The organism is Kitasatospora sp. NPDC093102 (assembly GCF_040683915.1).
In the GTDB taxonomy this organism is placed as follows: domain Bacteria; phylum Actinomycetota; class Actinomycetes; order Streptomycetales; family Streptomycetaceae; genus Kitasatospora.
Map to the genome: position 1 here is coordinate 316,051 of NZ_JBFBFA010000007.1, position 21,158 is coordinate 337,208.

The window sequence follows — 21,158 nt, forward strand, 5'->3', positions numbered from 1 at the left end:
CAGCGGCCCGGCGGGGCCGCGGAAACGTCACGGCGGCCCGTCCGCTCCCCCGTACCGACGGGGGAAGCAGGCGGGCCGCCGTCCTGCGGGCGTTACTTGCTGGTCCGGCCGATCTCCCAGAAGCGGAAGTAGCCGGTGGTGTCGACGGTGGCCTCGACGCCGGTGACGTACGAGCGCGACGCGTAGAAGGACTTGTTCTGGTACAGCGGGATCATCGGCACGTTCTCGGCCTCGATCTGCTGGATCTGCGCGTAGGTGGCGGCCGCGGCGCTGCGGTCGGTCTGCTTGAGGCCCTCCGGCACCAGTCGCTGGCTGATCCGCGGGTCGTCCCAACCGTGGTGGTAGGCACCGCCGTTGACCAGCAGCGGGGCGAGGTAGTTGTCCGGGTCCGGGTAGTCGGCGAACCAGCCGATGACGTACGCCTGGTACTTGCCCTCGGTCCAGCCCTTGCGGTACGAGTCCCAGTCCGACTCCTGGGCGAGCGTCACCTGGAAGAGGCCGCCGGTCTCCAGCTGCTTCTTCAGCGTCTCGGCCTCGTTGCTGCCGGCCCGCGAACGGGACCAGGTGAGGGTGAACTTGACCGGGGTCTGGATCTTGGCGTCGGTCAGGATCTTCTTCGCCTTGGCCACGTCCTGGTCGCCGTAGCGGTCGAAGAAGGCCGTGGTGTGGCCGGGCAGGCCGGCCGGGACCAGGGAGTAGAGCGCCTGGACGGTGCGGGCGAAGACGTCGCGGGCCAGCGCCTTGCGGTCCATCATCTGGGCGGCGGCCTGGCGGACGGCGACGTTGCTCATCAGCGCGTCCTTGGTGTTGAACACCAGCGTGCGGGTGTCGTTGCTGTCGCCCTCGGTCACCTGGAGGTCGGTCTTGCCGCCCTGCTGGTCGGAGCGGACCTGGGCTGCGGTGTTCGGCTCCAGGCTGTTGTCGGTGAGGTCGACCTCGCTCTTGTCCAGCGCGGCCTTCAGGTCCTCGGACTTGTCGAAGTACCGCACGGTGAACTTGTTGTTCCGCAGCTTGGCCTCGCCGCTGTACTTGTCGTTGGCCGAGAGCACGACCTTGGCCAGCTGCTTGCCGCCGCTCGGGGTCTCGACCGAGTCGAAGCGGTACGGGCCGGAGCCGATCAGCTTGTCGTTGGGGAGCGCCTTGTCGGCGGGGTAGACCTGGTGGTCCACGATGGCGCCGGCCGGGCTCGCCAGCTTGGCCGGCAGGGTGGCGTCGGGCGTGGAGAGGTGGAAGAGCACCTCGTTGTCGCCCTTGGCCTCGACGGACTTGATCGAGTCGAGCAGTTCGACCGGGCCGTTCGGGTCGTTGATCTTCTTGGTGCGCTCGATCGAGAAGACGACGTCCTGGGCGGTCAGCGGGTGACCGTTGGAGAACTTCAGGCCGGGCTTCAGGGTGCAGTGGTACTCGGTGGCCTCACTGCCGGTGAACTCGCACGACTGCGCGGCGTCCGGGGACGGCGCGCTGGCGGCGGCCTGGAAGGTGAGCAGCGACTGGTAGGTGTTGCGCAGCACCAGCCAGGATCCGGAGTCGTAGGCGACCGCCGGGTCCAGAGCACTGGTCAGCTGACTGGTGCCCATGGTGATCGACTTGCCGCCGTCTCCCTTGACCACGTCGGTCACCGATCCGCAGCCCGCCACCGACACGGCGACCAGGCCGGCGCATCCGAGTACTGCCAGGCGTTCAGCTGAAGTCTTCACGAGGCGCGTCCTTCTGGGTGGCATGAACTGGAGTAGCGTGCCATATCGAACACGCACGACCGGTACCCGCGCAGATGACGTTTGGGACACGGTAGTTCAGGGCATCACGACGCGCCCGACGAGTTGTCAGCCAATGCCCGTTTTCTCCCCCGGTGACTCCGGCTCGGAGCCCCTCCGGGCCAATTACCGGCGGGTAAGGCCGGGCTGCAATGAGATGACAATCACACTCGCGAGGCGACCAGGGAGCGCAACAGATCGAGGTCGACCTGCTCCAGCGAGGGCAGCACCAGCCGCCCCGGAGCCGGCTCGATCGCCGCCACCGAAGGCACCGCGACCACCGGGCAGCCGGCCGTCTCGCCCGCCTGCACCCCGGTCGGGGTGTCCTCGATCACCACGCAGCGGGCCGGCTCCGCGCCCAGCCGCCGGGCCGCCTCCAGGTACGGGTCCGGGAACGGCTTGGTGCGCGGCACCTCGTCCCCGCCGATGGTGAAGGCGAAGTGGTGGGCCCCCAGCGAGCGCAGCACGATGTCGATCACGTGCCGGTGCGAGGCGGACACCATGGCTGCCGGGATGCCGTGCGCGGCAAGGGTGTTGAGCAGCCGCTCGGCGCCCGGCATGAGCGGCACGCCACCGGCCAGCAGGTCGACGAAGCGCTGGTTGACCAGCACGCCCAGGTCGGCCGGCGCGATGTCCGCCCCGGTCCGGGCGACCAGGTAGTCCATCACCCTGCTCATCGGGCCGCCGACCACGTGGGCGCGGTCCGCCTCGTCCAGCTCGTGGCCCAGCTCGGCGAAGAGCGAGGCCTCGGCCTGCCACCAGAAGTCCTCGGTGTCCACCAGCGTCCCGTCCATGTCCAGCAGCACCGCCTGGAGCCCGCGGTCGTCCCCGTGGTCGAGGATGCGCGTGGCGGTGGAGCTGGTCGTCATGGCAGGGGTCCTTCCGGCAGGCCCCGGGCGACCCGGGGAAGGCGCGGGCCGACCCGCTGGTGAGCGGACCGGCCCGTTCAGGATCATCCAGGATACGCCCGCTTCGTCCGAAAAGAGCGAACGGAGGGCGAACCACGCGTTACCGCGCGTTGAAGTACTTCGCCTCCGGGTGGTGGATCACGATCGCGTCCGTCGACTGCTCCGGGTGGAGCTGGAACTCCTCGGAGAGCACCACGCCGATCCGCTCCGGCTTCAGCAGCTCGGCGATCTTGGCCCGGTCCTCCAGCTCGGGGCAGGCCCCGTAGCCGAGCGAGAAGCGGGCGCCGCGGTACTTGAGCGCGAACATGTCCTTGACGTCCTGCGGGTCCTCGCCGGAGAAGCCCAGCTCGTAGCGGACCCGCGCGTGCCAGAACTCGGCCAGCGCCTCGGCCAGCTGCACCGAGAGGCCGTGCAGCTCCAGGTAGTCCCGGTAGGAGTTGCCAGCGAACAGCTCGTTGGCCGCCTCCGAGATCCGGTTGCCCATGGTGACCACCTGGAGGCCCACGACGTCCCGCACCCCGGACTCCTCCGGGCGGAAGAAGTCGGCCAGGCAGAGCCGGCGCCCACGCCGCTGGCGGGGGAAGGTGAAGCGGGTGCGCTCGGTGCCGTCCTCGTGGAAGACGACCAGGTCGTCGCCCTTGGAGTTGGCCGGGTAGTAGCCGTAGACGACGGCCGCCTCCAGCCAGCCCTCGGTCTGCAGGCGGTCCAGCCAGGCCCGCAGCCGCGGCCGGCCCTCGGTCTCCACCAGCTCCTCGTACGATGGGCCCTCGCCGGTGCGGGCGGCCTTCAGGCCCCACTGCCCCTTGAACAGCGCGTCCTCGTCCAGCCAGGAGGCGTAGTCCGCGAACGGGATGCCCTTGACGATCCGGTCGCCCCAGAACGGCGGGGTCGGCACGGTGTTGTCGACGGCGACGTCGGAGCGGATCTGGCCGAGGTTGACCTCGGGCTCCGGCTCCTCCACCTCGACCCGCGCGTGCCGGCGCTGCTTGAGCTCCGGCAGGGTCGCGCCGGGCACGCCGCGCTTGACCGCGATCAGCGTGTCCATCAGCCGCAGGCCCTCGAAGGCGTCCCGGGCGTAGCGGACCTCGCCCTCGTAGATCTCGTGCAGGTCCTGCTCGACGTAGGCCCGGGTGAGCGCGGCGCCGCCGAGGATCACCGGGTAGCTGGAGGCCAGCTTGCGCTGGTTCAGCTCCTCCAGGTTCTCCTTCATGATCACGGTGGACTTCACCAGCAGGCCGGACATCCCGATCACGTCCGCGTTGTACTCCTGCGCGGCGTCCAGGATCGCCGAGACCGGCTGCTTGATGCCCAGGTTGACCACGTTGTAGCCGTTGTTGGACAGGATGATGTCGACCAGGTTCTTGCCGATGTCGTGGACGTCGCCCTTGACGGTGGCCAGCACGATGGTGCCCTTGCCCTCGCTGTCGGACTTCTCCATGTACGGCTCCAGGTGGGCCACCGCGGTCTTCATCACCTCGGCGGACTGGAGCACGAACGGCAGCTGCATCTGGCCGGAGCCGAAGAGCTCGCCGACCACCTTCATGCCGGCCAGCAGGGTGTCGTTGATGATCTCCAGCGCCGGGCGCCCGGTCAGCGCCTCGTCCAGGTCGGCCTCCAGGCCGTTCCGCTCGCCGTCGATGATCCGGCGCTGCAGCCGCTCCTCCAGCGGGAGCGCGGCCAGCTCCTCGGCCTTGGAGGCCTTGGCCGACGCGACGGAGACGTTGGCGAACAGCTCCAGCAGGCGCTGGAGCGGGTCGTAGCCGTCCCGGCGGCGGTCGTGGACCAGGTCGAGCGCGGCCTCGCGCTGCTCCTCGGGGATGCGGGAGATCGGCAGGATCTTGGAGGCGTGCACGATCGCCGAGTCCAGGCCGGCCTCCACGCACTCGTGCAGGAAGACCGAGTTGAGCACCACCCGGGCGGCCGGGTTGAGGCCGAAGGAGATGTTGGACAGGCCGAGGGTGGTCTGCACCTTGGGGTGGCGGCGCTTGAGCTCGCGGATCGCCTCGATGGTCTCGATGCCGTCCCGGCGGGACTCCTCCTGGCCGGTGGCCAGGGTGAAGGTGAGGCAGTCGACCAGGATCGAGCCCTCGTCGATGCCGTAGTCGGCGGTGAGTTCGGCGATCAGCCGCTCGGCGATCTCGACCTTCTTGTCGGCGGTGCGGGCCTGGCCCTGCTCGTCGATGGTCAGCGCGATCAGGCCGGCACCGTGCTCGCGGGCCAGCGAGGCGATCCTGCCGAAGCGCGAGTCGGGGGCGTTGCCGTCCTCGTAGTTGACCGAGTTGAGCACCGCGCGGCCGCCGAGCGCCTCCAGGCCGGCCTGCAGCACCGGCGGCTCGGTGGAGTCCAGCACGATCGGCAGGGTGGAGGCGGTGGCCAGCCGGCCGGCGATCTCCTTCATGTCGGCGACGCCGTCGCGGCCGACGTAGTCCACGCAGAGGTCCAGCAGGTGGGAGCCGTCTCGGATCTGGTCCCGGGCGATCTCCACGCAGGCCTGCCAGTCGCCGGCCAGCATCGACTCGCGGAACTTCTTCGAACCGTTGGCGTTGGTGCGCTCGCCGATCGCCAGGTACGAGGTGTCCTGGCGGAACGGCACCGCCTGGTACAGCGAGGCCGCCGAGGGCTCGGGCCGAGGGTCGCGCGGGGCGATCGGGCGGCCCTGGACCCGCTCGACCACCTGGCGCAGGTGCTCGGGGGTCGTGCCGCAGCAGCCGCCGACCAGCGAGAGGCCGTACTCGCGGGTGAACACGTCGTGGGCGTCGGCCAGTTCCGCCGGGGAGAGCGGGTAGTGGGCGCCGTCCTTGCCGAGCACCGGCAGGCCCGCGTTCGGCATGCAGGACAGGCCGACCCGGGCGTTCTTGGCCAGGTAGCGCAGGTGCTCGCTCATCTCGGCCGGGCCGGTGGCGCAGTTGAGGCCGATGTAGTCCACGCCCAGCGGCTCCAGCGCGGTGAGCGCGGCGCCGATCTCCGAGCCGAGCAGCATGGTGCCGGTGGTCTCCACCGTCACCTGCACCAGCACCGGCAGGTCCAGCCCGGCCTCGGCCAGGGCCCGCTTGGAGCCCAGGATGGCGGCCTTGGTCTGCAGCAGGTCCTGGCTGGTCTCGACCAGCAGCGCGTCCGCTCCGCCGGCGATCAGGCCGGCCGCGTTCTGCTGGAAGCCGTCGCGCAGCGTCTCGTACGGGGCGTGGCCGAGGGTCGGCAGCTTGGTGCCGGGGCCGATCGAGCCGAGCACCCAGCGGGTGCGGCCGTCGGCGGCGGCGTGGGCGTCGGCCGCCTCGCGGGCGATCCGGGCGCCGGACTCGGACAGCTCGAAGATCCGGTCGGAGATCTCGTACTCGCCGAGCGCGCTGAAGTTGGCGCCGAAGGTGTTGGTCTCCACGCAGTCCACGCCCGCCCCGAAGTAGGCCTCGTGGACGGACCGGACGATGTCCGGGCGGGTGATGTTGAGGACCTCGTTGCAGCCTTCGAGGTTCTGGAAGTCCTCCAGGGTCGGATCCTGCGCCTGGAGCATGGTGCCCATGGCACCGTCGGCGACCACCACCCGGGTGGCAAGCGCTTCACGCAGCGCGTTCGCGCGGCTCTGCTGAGTGATGGACGGGGTGGCTGCTGTGGCCATGGAGCTTCTCCCTGGTGCGACGGCTGTCGGCTTTGCGGACCCGCTTGCTCGGGCACGCACGCGGCCAGGGTATCCGGCCGACGGGTCGGCCCGCCGTTCCATTCCGTATCCTGAGCGCTCGACCGCAAGGGGGGAGCAAGCGCATGGCCCGGTTCCGGACCTCGGCGCAGCGGGTCGGCCGGGCCTTCACGGCCCCGTTCCGGGTGCTGCGCAACCGCTGGCGGGCATGGTCCCGGTGGCGCAGGGCACTGCTGGTCCTGGCACTGGTGGTGGCCGTACCGGCCACCGCGCTGGGCTCGGTGTTCGTGATGTTCCGGCTGCACTACACCGGCGAGCCCGCCGCCGAGGCGCGCACCCGGAGCCGGGACGCCCTGTGGCTCGGCCACGCCTGGGTGGACGGCCGCAAGACCGAGGCCGACGTGGCCGCGCTGGCCCAGCAGCTGGCCGGCGCCGGCATCCGGGACCTGTACGTGCACACCGGCCCGCTGGAGCACGACGGCTCACTGCCGCCCGCCGTCCACCCCCGGGGGCGCTGGTTCACCGACACCGTGCACCGGGCGCTGCCGGGCGTGCGGCTGCAGAGCTGGCTGGGTGACGAGGTCAAGCCGGAGAAGGACGCCCTGGACCTGGAGGACGGCCCCACCCGGGACCGCGTCACCGCCTCCGCCCGGCAGGTGCTGGACCTCGGCTTCGACGGCGTGCACTTCGACATGGAGCCGATCCGCCCCGGTTCGGCGGGCTGGCTGGCCCTGCTCGACCAGGTCCGCCCGGTCACCGCGGCGCGCGGCGCCAAGCTCTCGGCGGCCGCCCCGCAGATCGACCCGGTCCCGGGCCTGCACACGGCCGGCATCCTGCTCACCGGCCACGGCAAGTGGTGGGACCAGGCGTACTTCACTGAGACCGCCCGCCGGGTCGACCAGATCGCGGTGATGAGCTACGACACCTCGATGCCCACCGAGCCGCTGTACGGCGGCTACGTCGCCCGGCAGACCGAACTCGCCCTGCGGGCCACCCCGGCCGACGTGGACCTGCTGATGGGCCTGCCCTTCTACTGGGACGACAAGTGGGGCCACTGGGGCGACGCCGAGACCGTCCGGGCCGCCGTCCGCGGCGTCCGGCTGGGCCTGGGCCGGGAGGACCGGCAGCGGGCGAACTTCGGCGTCGCGCTGTACGTGGACTTCGCCTCGCTGCCCGAGCACTGGGCGGCCTACCGGAGCGGCTGGGTGGCCGCGCGGTAGGGCCCGGCCAGCCGGCGGCCGGGGCGGCGAGGTGGCGGCACCCGGCCGCTCCCTCACCGGCCCCGCCCGCCCTCCGCCCCGTCGCCGTGCCGGACGGCGCCTGCGTCGCGCTGCGCCACCATCCGGGCACGGTCCGCACCCGGACGAACGACTGACGGACCGTCAGCCCGCGGCCTCGCGATATCCGGTGGATCGCGGCGGTCCGCTCCCCCAGACTGTCCCGGTGCCCGGCCGCGGTGCGCATCAAAGCCCGTAGGCTGGGCAGGTAGGGACCATGGGGCGAGGCGTTCCATGGGAGACGAGAGGTTCGACAGTCGGCAGCCGGCCCGTCGGCGCCCCGGCAGGCCAGCCGGGGCGGCGCAGGTCCGACCGCCGACCGGAGGGAGACGCTGGGTGATCGAGCTGGAAGATGTTCCCGAGTTGATCGACCCGGTGATGGTCTGCGCCTTCGAGGGCTGGAACGACGCGGGCGACGCCGCCTCCGCGGCTCTGGCGCATCTGGACGAGACCTGGGGCGGCAAGGTGTTCGCCGCCCTGGACGCGGAGGACTACTACGACTTCCAGGTCAACCGGCCCACGGTCTGGCTGGACGGCGGCATCCGCCGGATCACCTGGCCGACCACCCGGCTCTCGGTGATCCGGGTGACGGAACCGACGACCAGGGACGTCGTGCTGGTCCGCGGCATCGAGCCGAGCATGCGCTGGCGCTCGTTCTGCAACGAGCTGCTGGGCTTCGCGCACGAGCTGGGCGTCGAGCTGGTGGTGATCCTGGGCGCGCTGCTCGGCGACACCCCGCACAGCCGCCCGGTGCCGGTCAGCGGGGTCACCTCCGACCCGGAGCTGGCCCGCCGGCTGGACCTGGAGGAGAGCCGCTACGAGGGCCCCACCGGCATCGTCGGGGTGCTCCAGGAGGCCTGCACCCACGCCGGGGTGCCGGCCGTGACGCTCTGGGCCGCGGTGCCGCACTACGTCTCGCAGCCGCCGAACCCCAAGGCCGCGCTGGCCCTGATCAACAAGCTGGAGGACCTGCTGGACCTGCGCATCCCGCCGGGCGAGCTCGCCGAGGATGCCCGGGCCTGGCAGCTCGGCGTGGACCAGCTGGCCTCCGAGGACAGCGAGGTGGCCGAGTACGTCCAGCAGCTGGAGGAGGCTCAGGACACCGCGGAGCTGCCGGAGGCCTCCGGCGACGCCATCGCCCGCGAGTTCGAGCGCTACCTGCGCCGCCGGGAGAACGTCGGGCCGACCGGCGAGAAACCGGTGGCGGGGCACGCCACGGCGGAGCGGCCGGCCGATCCGGAGGCGCCCGGCGGCGCCCGGGAGAGCCAGGACGGCACCGAGGAGGAGTGACCACCACACGCCGAAGGGGCGTCAGGACACCTGGTCCTGACGCCCCTTCGGCGTGTGGTGCGGGGCTACAGGGCGACGCCGAGCAGGGCGTCCACGGTGCGGGTCACCAGGCCGGGCGCGCCGGTGTCGGCGCCGCCCTCGGCCTCCTGCCGGTCCGCCCAGCGGTCGACCGCGGCCAGCGCGGCGGGCGCGTCCAGGTCGTTCGCGAGCGCCTCGCGCACCTCGGCGAGCAGCTGCTCGGCCGCCGGGCCGTCCGGGCGGGAGACCGCGGCGCGCCAGCGGGCGAGGCGCTCGACGGCCTCGTCCAGGGTGCTCTTGGTCCACTCCCAGTCCGCACGGTAGTGGTGCGAGAGCAGCGCCAGGCGGATCGCCGCCGGGTCGACGCCCTCGCGGCGCAGCACCGAGACGAAGACCAGGTTGCCGCGGGACTTGGACATCTTGTGGCCGTCCAGGGCGACCATGCCGGCGTGCACGTACGCCTTGGCGTACGGGTGGGTGCCGGTGGCGACCTGGGCGTGCGCGGCGCCCATCTCGTGGTGCGGGAAGGAGAGGTCGCTGCCGCCGCCCTGGATGTCGAAGGACATGCCGAGGTACTGCAGCGCGATGGCGACGCACTCGATGTGCCAGCCCGGGCGGCCGTGGCCGAGCTCGGTGTCCCAGGCTGGCTCGCCCGGGCGGGCGGCCAGCCAGAGCAGGGCGTCCAGCGGGTTGCGCTTGCCGGGGCGGTCCGGGTCGCCGCCGCGCTCGGCGAAGACCGGGCGCATGGCCTCGCGGGTGAGGCCGGAGACCTCGCCGAAATGCGGGTCGGCGTCGACCGAGAAGTAGATGTCGCCGTCCACCTGGTAGGCGGCGCCGGAGGCCAGCAGCTTCTGGACGATCGGGACGATCCACGGGATCGACTCGACGGCACCGATGTAGTGGGCCGGCGGGAGCATGCGCAGTGCGGTCATGTCCTCGCGGAACAGGGCCGTCTCGCGCTCGGCCAGGGCGGTCCAGTCCTGGCCGGTCTCGACCGCACGGGCGAGCAGCGGGTCGTCGACGTCGGTCACGTTCTGGATGTACAGGACGTCGTGGCCGGCGTCCTTCCAGACGCGCTGCACCAGGTCGAACGCGTTGTAGGTGGCGGCGTGGCCCATGTGGGTCGCGTCGTAGGGGGTGATGCCGCAGACGTAGATCCGGGCGGTGCCGTCCTGCGGCACGACCTCCCGGACTGTGCCCGCTGCAGTGTCGTGGATACGGAGGGGGAGCCCCTGACCAGGCAGGGCGGGAACCTCGGAGGCGGGCCAGGCATGCATGGAAACAACTTTAACCTTGCGAACATTTGAAAGCCTAACCAGTACGAAAGATCGACTGGATTCGCTTCCTGCCATTGCCCGACGGTTTCCCGACTGGTATCGCGCGGAACCCGGCCCGGATCCGGACGTGGTCGAGCGCCCGGCCGGCCCGGATCCGGACGTGGTTGAGCGCCCGGCCGGCCCTGCCGCCGACCGGGCGCCCGGCCCCTCGGGGGACGCGGCCGGAGCCGCTACGACCGCTGCCAGAGGGCCGGCACGTTCGGCGGCTCCCAGCCCACCATGGCGGTGTGCGCCTGGAGGCAGGTGTAGGAGACGCCGGAGTAGGTCACGCGGTCGCCCGCGTTGTACGAGGTTCCCGGGGCCCAGGTGCCGCCCGGCGGCGTGGTGGGACCGCCGGTGGAGGTGGCGGTGGGCGTGGGCGTCGGGCTCGGCGTGGTCTGCGGAACGTTCAGCACGAAGTCGAAACTGCCTTCGCGGGTCTGGCCGTTCTGGCGGACGTTCATCAGCAGCCGGGCGTCGTAGATGGCGTCCGTGCTGTTGCGCGGCTCGCCCGGGAAGTACAACTGGGTGGTGACGACCGGGCGGCCGGGGGCCTGGAGCTTGACGTGGATGTGCCGGGTACGGCCCGGGTAGAGGCCGGGCACGATGGTGTCCAGCTTGAAGGCGCCGTTGGCGTCGGTGAACTGGTGGCCGCGGAAGGTGTAGCCGCTGTTGTCGTAGTTGCCGCCGTCGTCGGCCTGCCAGAAGTCCAGCAGCACGCCGGAGATGGGCCGGCAGGCGCGGCCGAAGACGTAACCGCTGACGACCAGGTGGGTGCCGGGGCCGTCGTTGACCATCGAGCTGCGCAGCGGGGAGTTGGGCTTGAAGTACGGCCCCTCGGTCTGTTCGATGGTGGGGGCGTCCCCGTCGTGGCACTCGGGGGTGAAGCCGAGCGGTTCGCCGTTGCCGATCCGGTCCCGGGCCAGTGCGACTCCGCCGCCGACCAGCAGTGGGGCTGCCCCTAGCGCGGCGGCGGCCTTCAGGACGGTCTTGCGGCTGATCATGCCGTCGGGCGTGGGCATGCGCCGTCTCCTTCTCGTGAGGCGGGGGTGGGGGCGGCCCTTGTCATGGTGGGGGCATGACAAGGACCGGACCGGTCGACCCGTCCGCGCGCGCCGGACCGGCCACCGGTGGCCAGCAGCAAAGTTACGGGCCGTCCGGCGCCACCGCGATGGACATGATCCGGGGATCGTGGTGATTTCCGTCGACCCTGGCCCGGAACTCCCCCGGGGTCATCCCGGTCTCCCGGCGGAAGAACCGGCAGAAGTACGCCGGGTCGGCGAAGCCCGCCTCCTTGGACACCTGACGTATCGTCAAATCCGTGCAGGCGAGCAGGCGTTTGGCCTCCAGGGTCTGCTGGCGGCGGATCAGCCCGCCGGGGGTCCGGCCGGTGGCCTGCTTCACCAGGGCCTGCAAGTGCCCCGGAGAGACGCCGAGTTCCTGCGCGGTGGAGGCCACCGAGTGCCGTACCCCGCCCGGCCGGGCGATCAACCGGGTGAAGGCGGCGGCCACTTCGGCCGAACGACCGGGCGCCGCCGGCCGGTCGGCCGGGGCACAGGCGCGCAGCGCCCGGACGATCAGGATGTGCAGGCTGGCCCGCAGCACACCCTGGTAGCCGGGCGCCCTGGTCCGGTACTCGTACTCCATGTCGGCGAGCAGCGCGGCGATCGCGTCGGCCTGGCCGCCGAGCGCGAGGGCCGGGCGGGTGGCCAGGGCCCGCAGGGCGGCGAGGTCCTGGGGGTGGCCGAGCAGGAAGTCCTCGTTGAACAGGACGACCCGGCCGGCCAGTTCCTCGGCGTCCGCCCAGTAGTGCACCTGGCCAGGAGTGATCACGCACAGCTGCGGCGGCGCCAGCGGCCGGTGGACGAGGTCCAGGACGTGGGCGCCGTGACCGCCGGTGACGTGGACGATCTCGTAGAACGAGTGCCGGTGGGGGAAGCCGGCCCGGGAGAGCGGGCCGATCGCGTCGAAGCTGCCGACGGCGAAGGGGAGCAGATGGGGCAGCGGGACCTGTAACCGGTGCAACGGCAGGTCCGGCGTGGTTCGGGGGGTGGGGGTGGTCCGTCGCACATCCATCGGAGCAGTGTGCGACCTGTTCCGGGGACAGGTCCAGACCATCTGCCGCCGTTTTCGAGGACCGGTCCGGACCACCGGCGTACCAGGGGCGGCGGCCCGGCCCCGTCGGAACCGGTCTCCGGGACGGTCCGGCCTCCGACGCCCCGGCTACACCGGCGGCCAGGGAATCGCGGGCCAGTCCTCTGGCGGCAGCGGGTGCCGGCCGGAGTCGCGCAGCCCGGCCACCCGGGCCCGGGTCGCGTCCAGTTCGGCCGCCGTCAGGTGCGGGGCGAGGCGCTCGGCGAGCTCGCCGTCCAGCTGCTCGGCCAGCCGGGCCAGCACCTCCAGCGCCTCGGTGGGCAGCGGATCGCCGGCCCAGCCCCAGAGCAGGGTGCGCAGCTTGTCCTCGGTGTTGAAGGTGACGCCGTGGTCGATGCCGTACACCCGGCCGTCGGCTGCCGGGATCAGGTGGCCGCCCTTGCGGTCGGCGTTGTTGAGCACCGCGTCCAGTACGGCGAGCCGGCGCAGCCGCCGGTCGTCGTGGTGCACCAGCAGGGCCGTCCGCCCGCCCTCGACCTCGGCCCGCACGATCGGCAGCCAGCCCGACTCCGGGCCGCGAGGGTCCTGGAGCGCGAGCAGCGGCTCGGCCCCCGGGTCCGGCTCGACCCACAGCTGCACCATCCCGGGCCCGTGCGGGCCCTCGCGCAGCACGGTGGGCGGGATCAGCGCCCAGCCGGTCGCGGCGGACAGCTCGTACGCGGCGACCTCCCGGCCGGCCAGCGTGCCGTCCGGGAAGTCCCACAGCGGGCGCTCGCCGGCCACCGGCTTGTAGACGGCCTGGGCGCTCAGCGAGCCGTGCGCCACCGTGCAGTACAGCGCGGCGTTGGAGGCCTCGGTGAGCCGGCCGTGCACCGTGAGCTCGCCCTGGCGCAGCAGCGCGAGCGCGGTGGGCACGTCGGCGGCCAGCGCAGCGGCGGCCGTCGGGTCGGCCTGCGGTGGGGTGTCGGTGTTCAGCGCCGGTAGCCGTTCGCGCGCGGGCACAGGTGGCCCTCCGGGTCGAGCGGCAGGTTGCAGAACGGGCAGGGCTTGCGGCCGGCCGCGACCAGGTCGAGCGCGCGCTTGGCGAAGACCCGGGCCATCGCGCCGGTCATCCGCACCCGCAGCATGTCCGGGCCGTTGTCGTCGTCGGTGAAGACCGCCTCGGCGCCGTCCTCCTCCTCGTCCTCGATCAGCGCCTGCGCCTCGACCACCAGGCAGCTTTCGACGCTGTCCCAGGCCAGGGCCATGGTGCCGACCCGGAACTCCTGCTCCAGCGGGAGGTCCAGCGGAGCGGTGTCGAGCAGGTCCTTCGGGGCGGCGGCCGGGATGGCGGCATCGCCGCCGCTGCGCCGCAGCGCCTCGTCCAGGACCTCCTCGATGCGCTCGGCGAGCGCCGCGACCTGGGTCTTCTCCAGCAGCACGCTGGTGATCCGGCCCCGGGCGCTGGCCTGAAGGTAGAACGCCCGGGCGCCGGGCTGGCCGACGGTGCCGGCCACGAACCGTTCGGGCTGGTCGTAGAAGAAGACCTGACGGGGCACGCTCTCGCTCCGGATCATGTCGGTCGGCGCGGTTCCGCCGGGGGCGGACCGCGGCCGGATGGACTCGTTAGTCACCCTACGACCTTCGGGGTCCGGCCGGGGAGCCGAGCCGACGGCCGCGGGCGGGGGTGGCACCCGGGGAACCGGACGGTGCCGCTCCCGGGCGGCCCGTCGGCGGCGGGCCTCAGGCGGTGCCGCCGACCACCGCGTCGCCGGCCGGGGTGGTCGCGCTCGGGCCGAACCTGGGGGCGAGCGGGGCGAGGTCGCCGGTGTCGCCCATCCTCAGGACGAAGGGCCGCTGCGGGGTGTAGCGGATCGCGGTGACGGAACAGGGTTCGACACTGATGCGCTGGAAGTGGTCCAGGTGCAGTCCGAGCGCGTCGGCCACCACGGCCTTGATCACGTCCCCGTGCGAACAGGCGATCCAGACCGCGTCCTCGCCGTGCTCGGCGGCGATCTTCTGGTTCCACTCGCGCACCGCGTCCACCGTACGGTGGCTCAGCTCGCGCAACGACTCCCCGCCGGGGAAGGCGGCCGCAGCGGCGTGGTCCTGCACGGTGCGCCAGAGCGGCTCCTTGGCCAGCTCGGCCAGCGGGCGGCCGGTCCACTCGCCGTAGTGGCACTCCCCCAGCCGCTCGTCCTCGGCGGGCGGGCCCAGCTCGGGCCGGGCCGCCAGCAGCGGCTCCAGCGTCTGCCGGCAGCGCTCCAGCGGGCTGCTGACCGCCTGCACCAGCGGGATGCCGGCCAGTCGGCCGGCCAGCCCGGCGGCCTGCGCGCGCCCGGTGTCGTCGAGGTCCACGCCGGGCGTCCAACCGGCCAGGATTCCGGCGGTGTTCGCGGTGGAGCGGCCGTGGCGGACGAGCAGCAGGGTGGGCATGGGGTCAGCCTACGGCCTCCGGGCCCGGCCGTGGGCCCCGGTCCTCCGCCCGGCCCTACCCGGCGGCCGGCCCGGCCGCTGCGGGCCCGCGGACCGGTACCACCCGCATCCGTGCCGGACGGCCCCGCTCGGGTGACAATGGCCCGCATGATCGTCCACTGCGCCGCCTACCACGACGGCCGCCGGATCGAGGCCCCCGAGGACCTGGCCGGCGCGCTCACCGCCGCCCGCGCGGCCGGTCCGGACGGCTTCGTCTGGATAGGCCTGTTCGAGCCCACCGCCGAGGAACTCGACCACGTCGGCAAGGAGTTCGCGCTGCACCCGCTGGCCGTCGAGGACGCCGTCAGCGCCCACCAGCGCCCCAAGGTGGAGGCCTACCAGGGCTCGCTGTTCGTCGCCCTGAAGACCCTCGGCTACGACCCCGCCGGGCACGTCGTCACGGTCGGCGAGGTGATGGTCTTCCTCGGCCCGGACTTCGTCATGACCGTCCGGCACGGCGAGGACAGCCCGCTCGGCGGACTGCGGGCCACCCTGGAGCAGGAGCCCGAACTGCTGCGCTACGGGCCCAGCTCGGTGCTGCACTCGGTCTGCGACACCGTCGTGGACGGCTACATGGACGTGGCCACCACGCTCCAGAGCGAGCTGGACGAGCTGGAGGCGGACATCTTCTCCCCGGGCCGGGTCGGCCGCGACACCGCCGGACGGATCTACGGCTACAAGCGCCAGGTGATGTCCGTGCGCCGGGCCACCGGCCCGCTGCTGGAGCCGATGCTGTCCCTGGAGCGCGGCGCCCGCCTCGTCCGCACCGAGACCGCGCCCTACCTGCGGGACGTCGCCGACCACGTGGCCCGGGTGAACGACCAGGTCGACGGCATGGACCGGCTGCTGTCCGACATCCTGAACGCCAACCTGGCGCAGGTCAGCGTGCAGCAGAACAACGACATGCGGAAGATCTCGGCCTGGGCGGCGCTGGCCGCCGTACCGACCATGATCGCGGGCATCTACGGCATGAACTTCGACGACATGCCCGAGCTGCACCAGCCCTGGGGGTACCCGGCCGTACTGGTGCTGATGCTGGTGGTCTGCCTGGTGCTGCACCGGGTGTTCAAGCGGCACGACTGGCTGTAGTGCCGCTCGCCCGTCCGCCGTCCGGTCAGGCCAGTCCGGCGCGCTCCAGCGCCTCGACGCCGGTGCGCAGCGCCTGGATCCGCTCGTCCAGGGTGAACCCCGCCGGCGCCAGGGTCAGCGTGCTGACGCCCGCCTCCGCGTAGGCCTGCATCCGGTCGGAGATCCGGGCGGTGTCGCCGATCAGCGAGGTGGCGTCGATCAGGTCGTGCGGGACGGCGGCCGCGGCGCCCGCGTAGTCCCTGGCCAGGTACTTCTCCTGGACCTCGTCGGCGGCCTGCTCGTAGCCCATCCGCCGGGCGAGCTGGTTGTAGAAGTTCTTCTCCTTGCTGCCCATGCCGCCGATGTACAGCGCGGCGTACGGGCGCAGGGCGTCGACGCCGGCCTTGATGTCCTCGCCGACCGCGAGGTTCACGGTCGGGCAGAGGTCGAAGCCCTCCAGCGTCTTCCCCGCCTTGGCGCGGCCGGCCGTCAGCGGGTCGAGGGAGAGCGCGGCGTGCTCGGGCGAGAAGAAGATGCCGAGCCAGCCGTCGGCGATCTCACCGGTCAGCTCCAGGTTCTTCGGGCCGATCGCGGCGATGTACAGCGGGATGTGTTCGCGCACCGGGTGCACGGTGAGCTTGATCGGCTTGCCGGGGCCGCCGGGCAGCGGCAGCGTCCAGTGCGCGCCCTCGTGCACCAGGCGCTCGCGGGACATCGCCTTGCGGATGATCTCCACGTACTCGCGGGTGCGGGCGAGCGGCTTGTCGAACTTCACGCCGTACCAGCCCTCGGACACCTGCGGGCCGGAGACGCCGAGGCCGAGCCGGAACCGGCCGCCGGACAGGGTGTCCAGGGTCGCGGCGGTCATCGCGGTCATGGCCGGGGTGCGGGCCGGGATCTGGAAGATGGCCGAGCCGACGTCGATCCGCTCGGTCTTCGCGGCGACGAAGCTGAGCACCGTCGCGGCGTCCGAGCCGTATGCCTCCGCCGCCCAGCAGACCGAGTAGCCGAGCCGGTCCGCCTCCTGGGCCACGGCGATGTTGTCGGCGTCCATGCCGAGTCCCCAGTAGCCGAGGTTGATCCCGAGTCGCATCTGCCGCACCTTCCAGTGGGTTGGGGTTGTGGCGAGGGTAACCACGCCTGCGCCGGTCATGCTACTGACCGGTAGGGGTGGTCTGGGTCACACTCCCCGCGTTTCCGCCGCAGTGATCGTTCTGCGGGTCTGCACCCCTGTCCGCACACCGGCCGCTACGCTCAGCCCAGGCGGGGAGCACTCTCCCCACCTGCGCGTTTACAGGGCTGCCGGGCCTCCCGGGGCCACCGGCCAGCGTGGAGGGCCCGCCCGATGGAAAAGCGTCACCTCGGCCGTACCGGCCTACAGGTCTCCCGGCTCGGCCTCGGCACCATGACCTGGGGCCGCGACACCGACGAGCACGAGGCCGCCGAGCAGCTCAAGGAGTTCGTCGACGCCGGCGGCAACCTGATCGACACCGCCGACGTGTACGCGGACGGCGGCGCCGAGTACCTGCTCTCCCGGCTCACCGACAACCTGATCCCGCGCTCCGAGCTCGTCATCGCCACCAAGGCCGGCAGCGTCCCCGAGTCCGCCCGCCGCTTCGACGGCTCGCGCGGCCACCTGCTCGCCGCCCTGGACGCCTCGCTGCGCCGGCTCGGCACCGACCACGTCGACCTGTTGCAGGTGCACTCCTTCGACCCGGCGACCCCGGTCGAGGAGACGCTCAGCGCCCTTGACATCGCCGTCTCCTCCGGGCGCGCCCGCTACGCCGGGGTCTGCGACTTCAGCGGCTGGCAGCTCGCCAAGGCCGCCACCTGGCAGCGCGCCCACCACGCGCGGGTGCCGCTGGCCGGGGCGCAGCTGGAGTACTCGCTGCTCCAGCGCGGCATCGAGCGGGAGGTGCTGCCCGCCGCGCTGGACGCCGGGGTCGGGGTGCTGGCCGGCTCGCCGCTCGGGCGCGGGGTGCTCACCGGCAAGTACCGGCACGGGGTCCCGCAGGACTCGCGCGGCGCGTCGCCGTACCTGGCCGGGTTCGTCCAGCCGTACCTCGGGGAGCGCTCGCGGAGGATCGTGGACGCCCTCGCCACGGCCGCCGACGGGCTCGCCAGCAGCCCGCTGGCGGTCGCGCTGGCCTGGGTCCGGGACCGGCCCGGGGTGGCGAGTGCGCTGGTCGGGGCCCGGACGGTGGCGCAGCTGCAGGCGGCGCTGTCGGTGGAGGCGCTTACGCTTCCGGATGAGATCCGTGGTGCGCTGGACGACATCTCGTCGCCGGTGCACCGCTACCCGGACCAGGGGTGGACCGAGCTGTGACCCCGGGCCCGGGTCGTCGAGCAGAACGTGCAGTGGAGTGACCTTTGGAGCGGACGACGATGACTGACACGGGGAACGGCGCTCCGGAGGTGACCGACGGGGCCCAGCTGACCCCTGAGGAGAAGGCGGCGAAGTTCGCGGAGCTGGCGCAGCGGGTGCGGAGCATGGGCGGGCAGGGGCCGGAGCCCGGCGCTTCGGCGCCGCGGGAACCGGTGCGGCAGCCGTCGGGGCCGCAGGCTCCCGTGGCGGACGCCACGGGCGGAGGCGGTCCGGCCGCTCCCGCCGCCCCGGCCGCGGCTGCTGCGGCGGTGCCTCACCGGCCGCACGGCGACGCGCTGCGCGCCACCGCCGAGGTGCTGACCGCCGGCGGCGCCCCGCCCGAGCTGGCGGCCGCCGCGGTGGCCGAGTTCGGCGAGGAGGCCCCCCAGCGGCTGCGCGAGGACCCGTGGGCGGTGCTGGGCCTGCCCGGCGTCCGGCCCGAGCACGCGGACGGCTTCGCCCGTGAGCTGCTCGGCCCCGAGGCCGGCCCGGGCGACGAGCGCCGCGCCCGGGCGCTGGTGCCGTGGCTGCTGGAGCAGGCGGCGCTGCGCGGGCACTCCGCGCTGGAACTGGCCGAGGTGGCGGCCGGGCTCGACCGGCTCCGGATGCCCGATCCGGCCGCCGCGATCCAGGCCGCCGTCCAGGACGGGCGGGTGCTGCCCTTCCAGGAGGAGCTGACCGGAGCCGAGGCGCACGCGGCGGGCGACGAGGAGGACGAGGCCCCGACCCGGACGCTGCTCGCGCTGGAGGGGCTGGCGATGGCGGAGGACAGCCTCGCCGAGAAGCTGCTCCAGCTGATGGCCACTTTCGTGCCGGGCGAGGACGCCGACGGGACCGAGGACGCGGACGAGGCCACCGACGCCGACGCGACCGGGGCCGACGCGGCCGACGCGGAGCAGACCCCCGTCGCCCCCGGCCCGGCCGCCTGGGCGGCCGCCGCCGAGTCAGCGCCGTCCTCCTCCGCGACCGCCCTGATCAAGGCCGTCGCCGAGCACGCCCTGGTGCTGCACACCGGAGGCGAGGCGGCCCGTGCCGAGCCGGCCGCGCTGGTCACCGCCGCCCGGGGCCTCGGGCTGCGGGCCTGGGCCGCCACCTGGACCGACCAGGGCCGGAACTCCCTCGCCGCACTTGCCGGGACCGGCACCGGGGCCGGGGCCGCCGTGGTCACCCTCGCCGAGCTGCTCTCCGGCACCGCCGGCCCCGGCCGCGCCCCGGACGGCTCACTCGCCCTGGACCTGCTGGTCGTGCTGGACGCCCCGCTGCTGGACGTCGAACTGGCCGCCACCGTCCTGGAGTCGCTGGCCGACGGCACCCGCCTGGTGCTCAGCGGTGACCCGGGCCAGCTCTGGTCGGCCGGCCCCGGCCGGTTCTTCGCCGACCTGCTGGCCGCCAAGGTCTGCCCGGCGGTCGCCTCCCGCACCCCGGACTTCGGCCCGATCGGCGAGTTGGTCTCCGGCGTCGGAATCGGCGAGCTCCAGCCGGTCGAGGCGCCGGACAAGGAGGTGGTCATCCTGACCGCCAAGGACGCCGGCGAGGCCGTCCACCGTGCCATCCAGCTGCTCAGCGACTCCATCCCGCGCGCGCTCGGCATCCCGGTCGAGCAGGTGGTGCTGCTCACCCCGGGCCACGGCGGCCCGGCCGGCACCCGCGCGCTGAACGCCGCCGCCAAGGCCCGGCTCAACCCCGGCCCCGGCCGGTTCGGCGGCTTCGACCCGGGCGACCGGGTGGTCGACTCCCCCGCCCCCGGCGTCACCCGCCCGGCCCGGGTGCTGGACGGCGACGCCACCGGTCTGCACCTGGAGTACCCGGACGGCTCGCGCCGGACCGTTCCGCCGGCCGAGGCCGCCCGGCTGCGGCACGGCTGGGCGCTGACCGTCCACCAGGCGCTCGGCCGGCGCTGGCCGGGCGCAGTGGTGGTGCTCCCGGAGGACGCCGCCCCGGCGCTCACCCGGCAGTGGGTCTACACCGCCTTCGGCCGCGGCGAGCGGCACCTGTCCGTGGTGCACGCGGCGGGCCCGGCGCTCGCCCAGGCCGTCGCCGGGCGCCCGGCGCAGCCGCGCACCACCCGGCTGAGGGCGGTCCTCGCCGAGAACGCCGCCGCCTCGGCGTACTGACGGCCGCTCCGGCCGGCCCCGCTGCGGCGGTCTGCCGGGCGGAACGCACGGCGGGCGGGCCCCGGTGCTCCCGGGCCCGCCCGTCGTGCGTCCTGGACGGCTTCAGTCGTCCGGGTCCTCGTCGTCGTAGACCTCGCTCACGTCGAACCGGCAGATCAGCATCTGCGGATCGGCGTGCTCGAAGGGTTCGGGCAGCCACTCGCCCGGCTCGGTCGGCTCGGTGGCCGCGACCCAGAGCGTCGAGTCGGCCTCCTCCAGGCCGAACTCCTCGCTGCGGGCGGCGATCTCATCGGGCTCGTACTCGCCGAACAGCACGCCGATCGCGGCGTTCACCCCGCCCGCACCGGCACCACCCGGGGTCAGCGACTCGTCGAGCCGCTCGGCCTGGGCACGCAGCCGCTCGGAGTCGACGACGTGGTAGTCGCGGCGGATCAACACGCTGATCGCCTCGGGCTGTTCGGGGCCGTGATACCCGCCGGGGCCCTCGTCCCCGGGGATCTCGAAGGGCGTCACCTCGTCGTAGGCCTCGTACAGGAGCTGGTCGTAGGCGATGGCCGCCGTCGCCAGCTGCTCGTAGGCGGCGGAAACGGCGGGATCATCGGCTGCGTTGGGGCTTGACACCGCTTCCAGATGACGGTCGATGGCGGCCTTGACCGCCTCAGCGGCGGCGCGTACCTCGGCAATGGTGGGCTGCGCGGCATCAGACATGGTGCAGACGCTATCTCCCCGCGGTGTCGGTACGCACAGCGGTTGTCACCTACACCCTCGATTTCACCGCAACTTCCCCCCTGATGTCCGATCCGTACCCTTTCATCCCCCGTGGCGCCGGCGCGAAGCGGGCGCGGAGGGCGCGCACCGGACCCGACGGG

The 21,158-nt window shown here is 73.1% G+C and carries 16 protein-coding genes; 5 read left to right on the forward strand and 11 right to left on the reverse strand.

The genetic code is table 11. The features are described from left to right. Positions 1-92: 92 nt before the first annotated feature. From AB0O11_RS13680 to metH, 3 genes are all read right to left on the reverse strand, one after another. Positions 93-1,697, reverse strand: coding sequence for an ABC transporter substrate-binding protein (locus AB0O11_RS13680; protein WP_363385432.1), 1,605 nt, complete (start codon positions 1,695-1,697; stop codon positions 93-95). A gap of 221 nt (positions 1,698-1,918) precedes the next feature. Beyond that, positions 1,919-2,623 carry an HAD family phosphatase gene (locus AB0O11_RS13685; protein WP_363385434.1) on the reverse strand — a complete coding sequence of 235 codons (705 nt, stop codon included), beginning with the start codon at positions 2,621-2,623 and terminating at the stop codon, positions 1,919-1,921. A 139-nt stretch (positions 2,624-2,762) separates the two neighbouring features. Next, the gene (gene metH, locus AB0O11_RS13690) at positions 2,763-6,275 is read right to left on the reverse strand and encodes a methionine synthase (RefSeq protein WP_363385436.1); all 3,513 of its coding nucleotides are present in this window, start codon (positions 6,273-6,275) and stop codon (positions 2,763-2,765) included. Between the two features lie 143 nt (positions 6,276-6,418). Here metH and AB0O11_RS13695 point away from each other — a divergent pair, with 143 nt between their 5' ends. Further along, positions 6,419-7,513, forward strand: a complete 1,095-nt coding sequence (locus AB0O11_RS13695) for a hypothetical protein (protein ID WP_363385439.1) — start codon at positions 6,419-6,421, stop codon at positions 7,511-7,513. 393 nt (positions 7,514-7,906) lie between these two features. Further along, complete coding sequence (locus AB0O11_RS13700) at positions 7,907-8,860, forward strand: PAC2 family protein (protein ID WP_363385442.1); 954 nt, start codon at positions 7,907-7,909, stop codon at positions 8,858-8,860. A gap of 65 nt (positions 8,861-8,925) precedes the next feature. Here the strand turns inward: AB0O11_RS13700 and mshC are convergent, their stop codons facing one another. From mshC to AB0O11_RS13730, 6 genes are all read right to left on the reverse strand, one after another. After that, complete coding sequence (mshC, locus tag AB0O11_RS13705) at positions 8,926-10,155, reverse strand: cysteine--1-D-myo-inosityl 2-amino-2-deoxy-alpha-D-glucopyranoside ligase (RefSeq protein WP_363385445.1); 1,230 nt, start codon at positions 10,153-10,155, stop codon at positions 8,926-8,928. Between the two features lie 230 nt (positions 10,156-10,385). Further along, the gene (locus tag AB0O11_RS13710; RefSeq protein WP_363385448.1) at positions 10,386-11,216 is read right to left on the reverse strand and encodes a carbohydrate-binding protein; all 831 of its coding nucleotides are present in this window, start codon (positions 11,214-11,216) and stop codon (positions 10,386-10,388) included. 124 nt (positions 11,217-11,340) lie between these two features. Beyond that, on the reverse strand, positions 11,341-12,270 hold the full coding sequence (locus AB0O11_RS13715) for an AraC family transcriptional regulator (RefSeq protein WP_363385450.1): 930 nt from the start codon (positions 12,268-12,270) through the stop codon (positions 11,341-11,343). A gap of 147 nt (positions 12,271-12,417) precedes the next feature. Next, the gene (locus AB0O11_RS13720) at positions 12,418-13,215 is read right to left on the reverse strand and encodes an SCO1664 family protein (RefSeq protein WP_363385518.1); all 798 of its coding nucleotides are present in this window, start codon (positions 13,213-13,215) and stop codon (positions 12,418-12,420) included. A 44-nt stretch (positions 13,216-13,259) separates the two neighbouring features. Next, on the reverse strand, positions 13,260-13,826 hold the full coding sequence (locus AB0O11_RS13725) for a DUF3090 domain-containing protein (RefSeq protein ID WP_363385521.1): 567 nt from the start codon (positions 13,824-13,826) through the stop codon (positions 13,260-13,262). A 184-nt stretch (positions 13,827-14,010) separates the two neighbouring features. After that, positions 14,011-14,703, reverse strand: a complete 693-nt coding sequence (locus AB0O11_RS13730; protein WP_363385453.1) for a histidine phosphatase family protein — start codon at positions 14,701-14,703, stop codon at positions 14,011-14,013. Between the two features lie 147 nt (positions 14,704-14,850). On the opposite strand from AB0O11_RS13730, the gene AB0O11_RS13735 reads away from it, so the two are divergent. Continuing rightward, positions 14,851-15,831 (forward strand): magnesium and cobalt transport protein CorA, encoded by a 981-nt coding sequence (locus AB0O11_RS13735; protein ID WP_363385456.1) that lies wholly within the window; start codon positions 14,851-14,853, stop codon positions 15,829-15,831. Between the two features lie 25 nt (positions 15,832-15,856). Here AB0O11_RS13735 and AB0O11_RS13740 read toward each other — a convergent pair whose 3' ends face one another. Continuing rightward, positions 15,857-16,903: an LLM class F420-dependent oxidoreductase gene (locus tag AB0O11_RS13740; RefSeq protein WP_363385459.1), complete on the reverse strand. Its 1,047-nt coding sequence runs from the start codon at positions 16,901-16,903 to the stop codon at positions 15,857-15,859. Between the two features lie 252 nt (positions 16,904-17,155). Here AB0O11_RS13740 and AB0O11_RS13745 point away from each other — a divergent pair, with 252 nt between their 5' ends. Together AB0O11_RS13745 and AB0O11_RS13750 are read left to right on the forward strand one after the other, a co-directional pair. Then, positions 17,156-18,136 carry an aldo/keto reductase gene (locus AB0O11_RS13745; protein ID WP_363385461.1) on the forward strand — a complete coding sequence of 327 codons (981 nt, stop codon included), beginning with the start codon at positions 17,156-17,158 and terminating at the stop codon, positions 18,134-18,136. A gap of 59 nt (positions 18,137-18,195) precedes the next feature. Continuing rightward, complete coding sequence (locus AB0O11_RS13750) at positions 18,196-20,289, forward strand: helix-hairpin-helix domain-containing protein (RefSeq protein ID WP_363385464.1); 2,094 nt, start codon at positions 18,196-18,198, stop codon at positions 20,287-20,289. A 102-nt stretch (positions 20,290-20,391) separates the two neighbouring features. Here the strand turns inward: AB0O11_RS13750 and AB0O11_RS13755 are convergent, their stop codons facing one another. Next, a complete protein-coding gene (locus AB0O11_RS13755) occupies positions 20,392-20,997 on the reverse strand; it encodes a hypothetical protein (protein ID WP_363385467.1) in 606 nt (201 codons plus the stop codon). Positions 20,998-21,158: the final 161 nt, after the last annotated feature.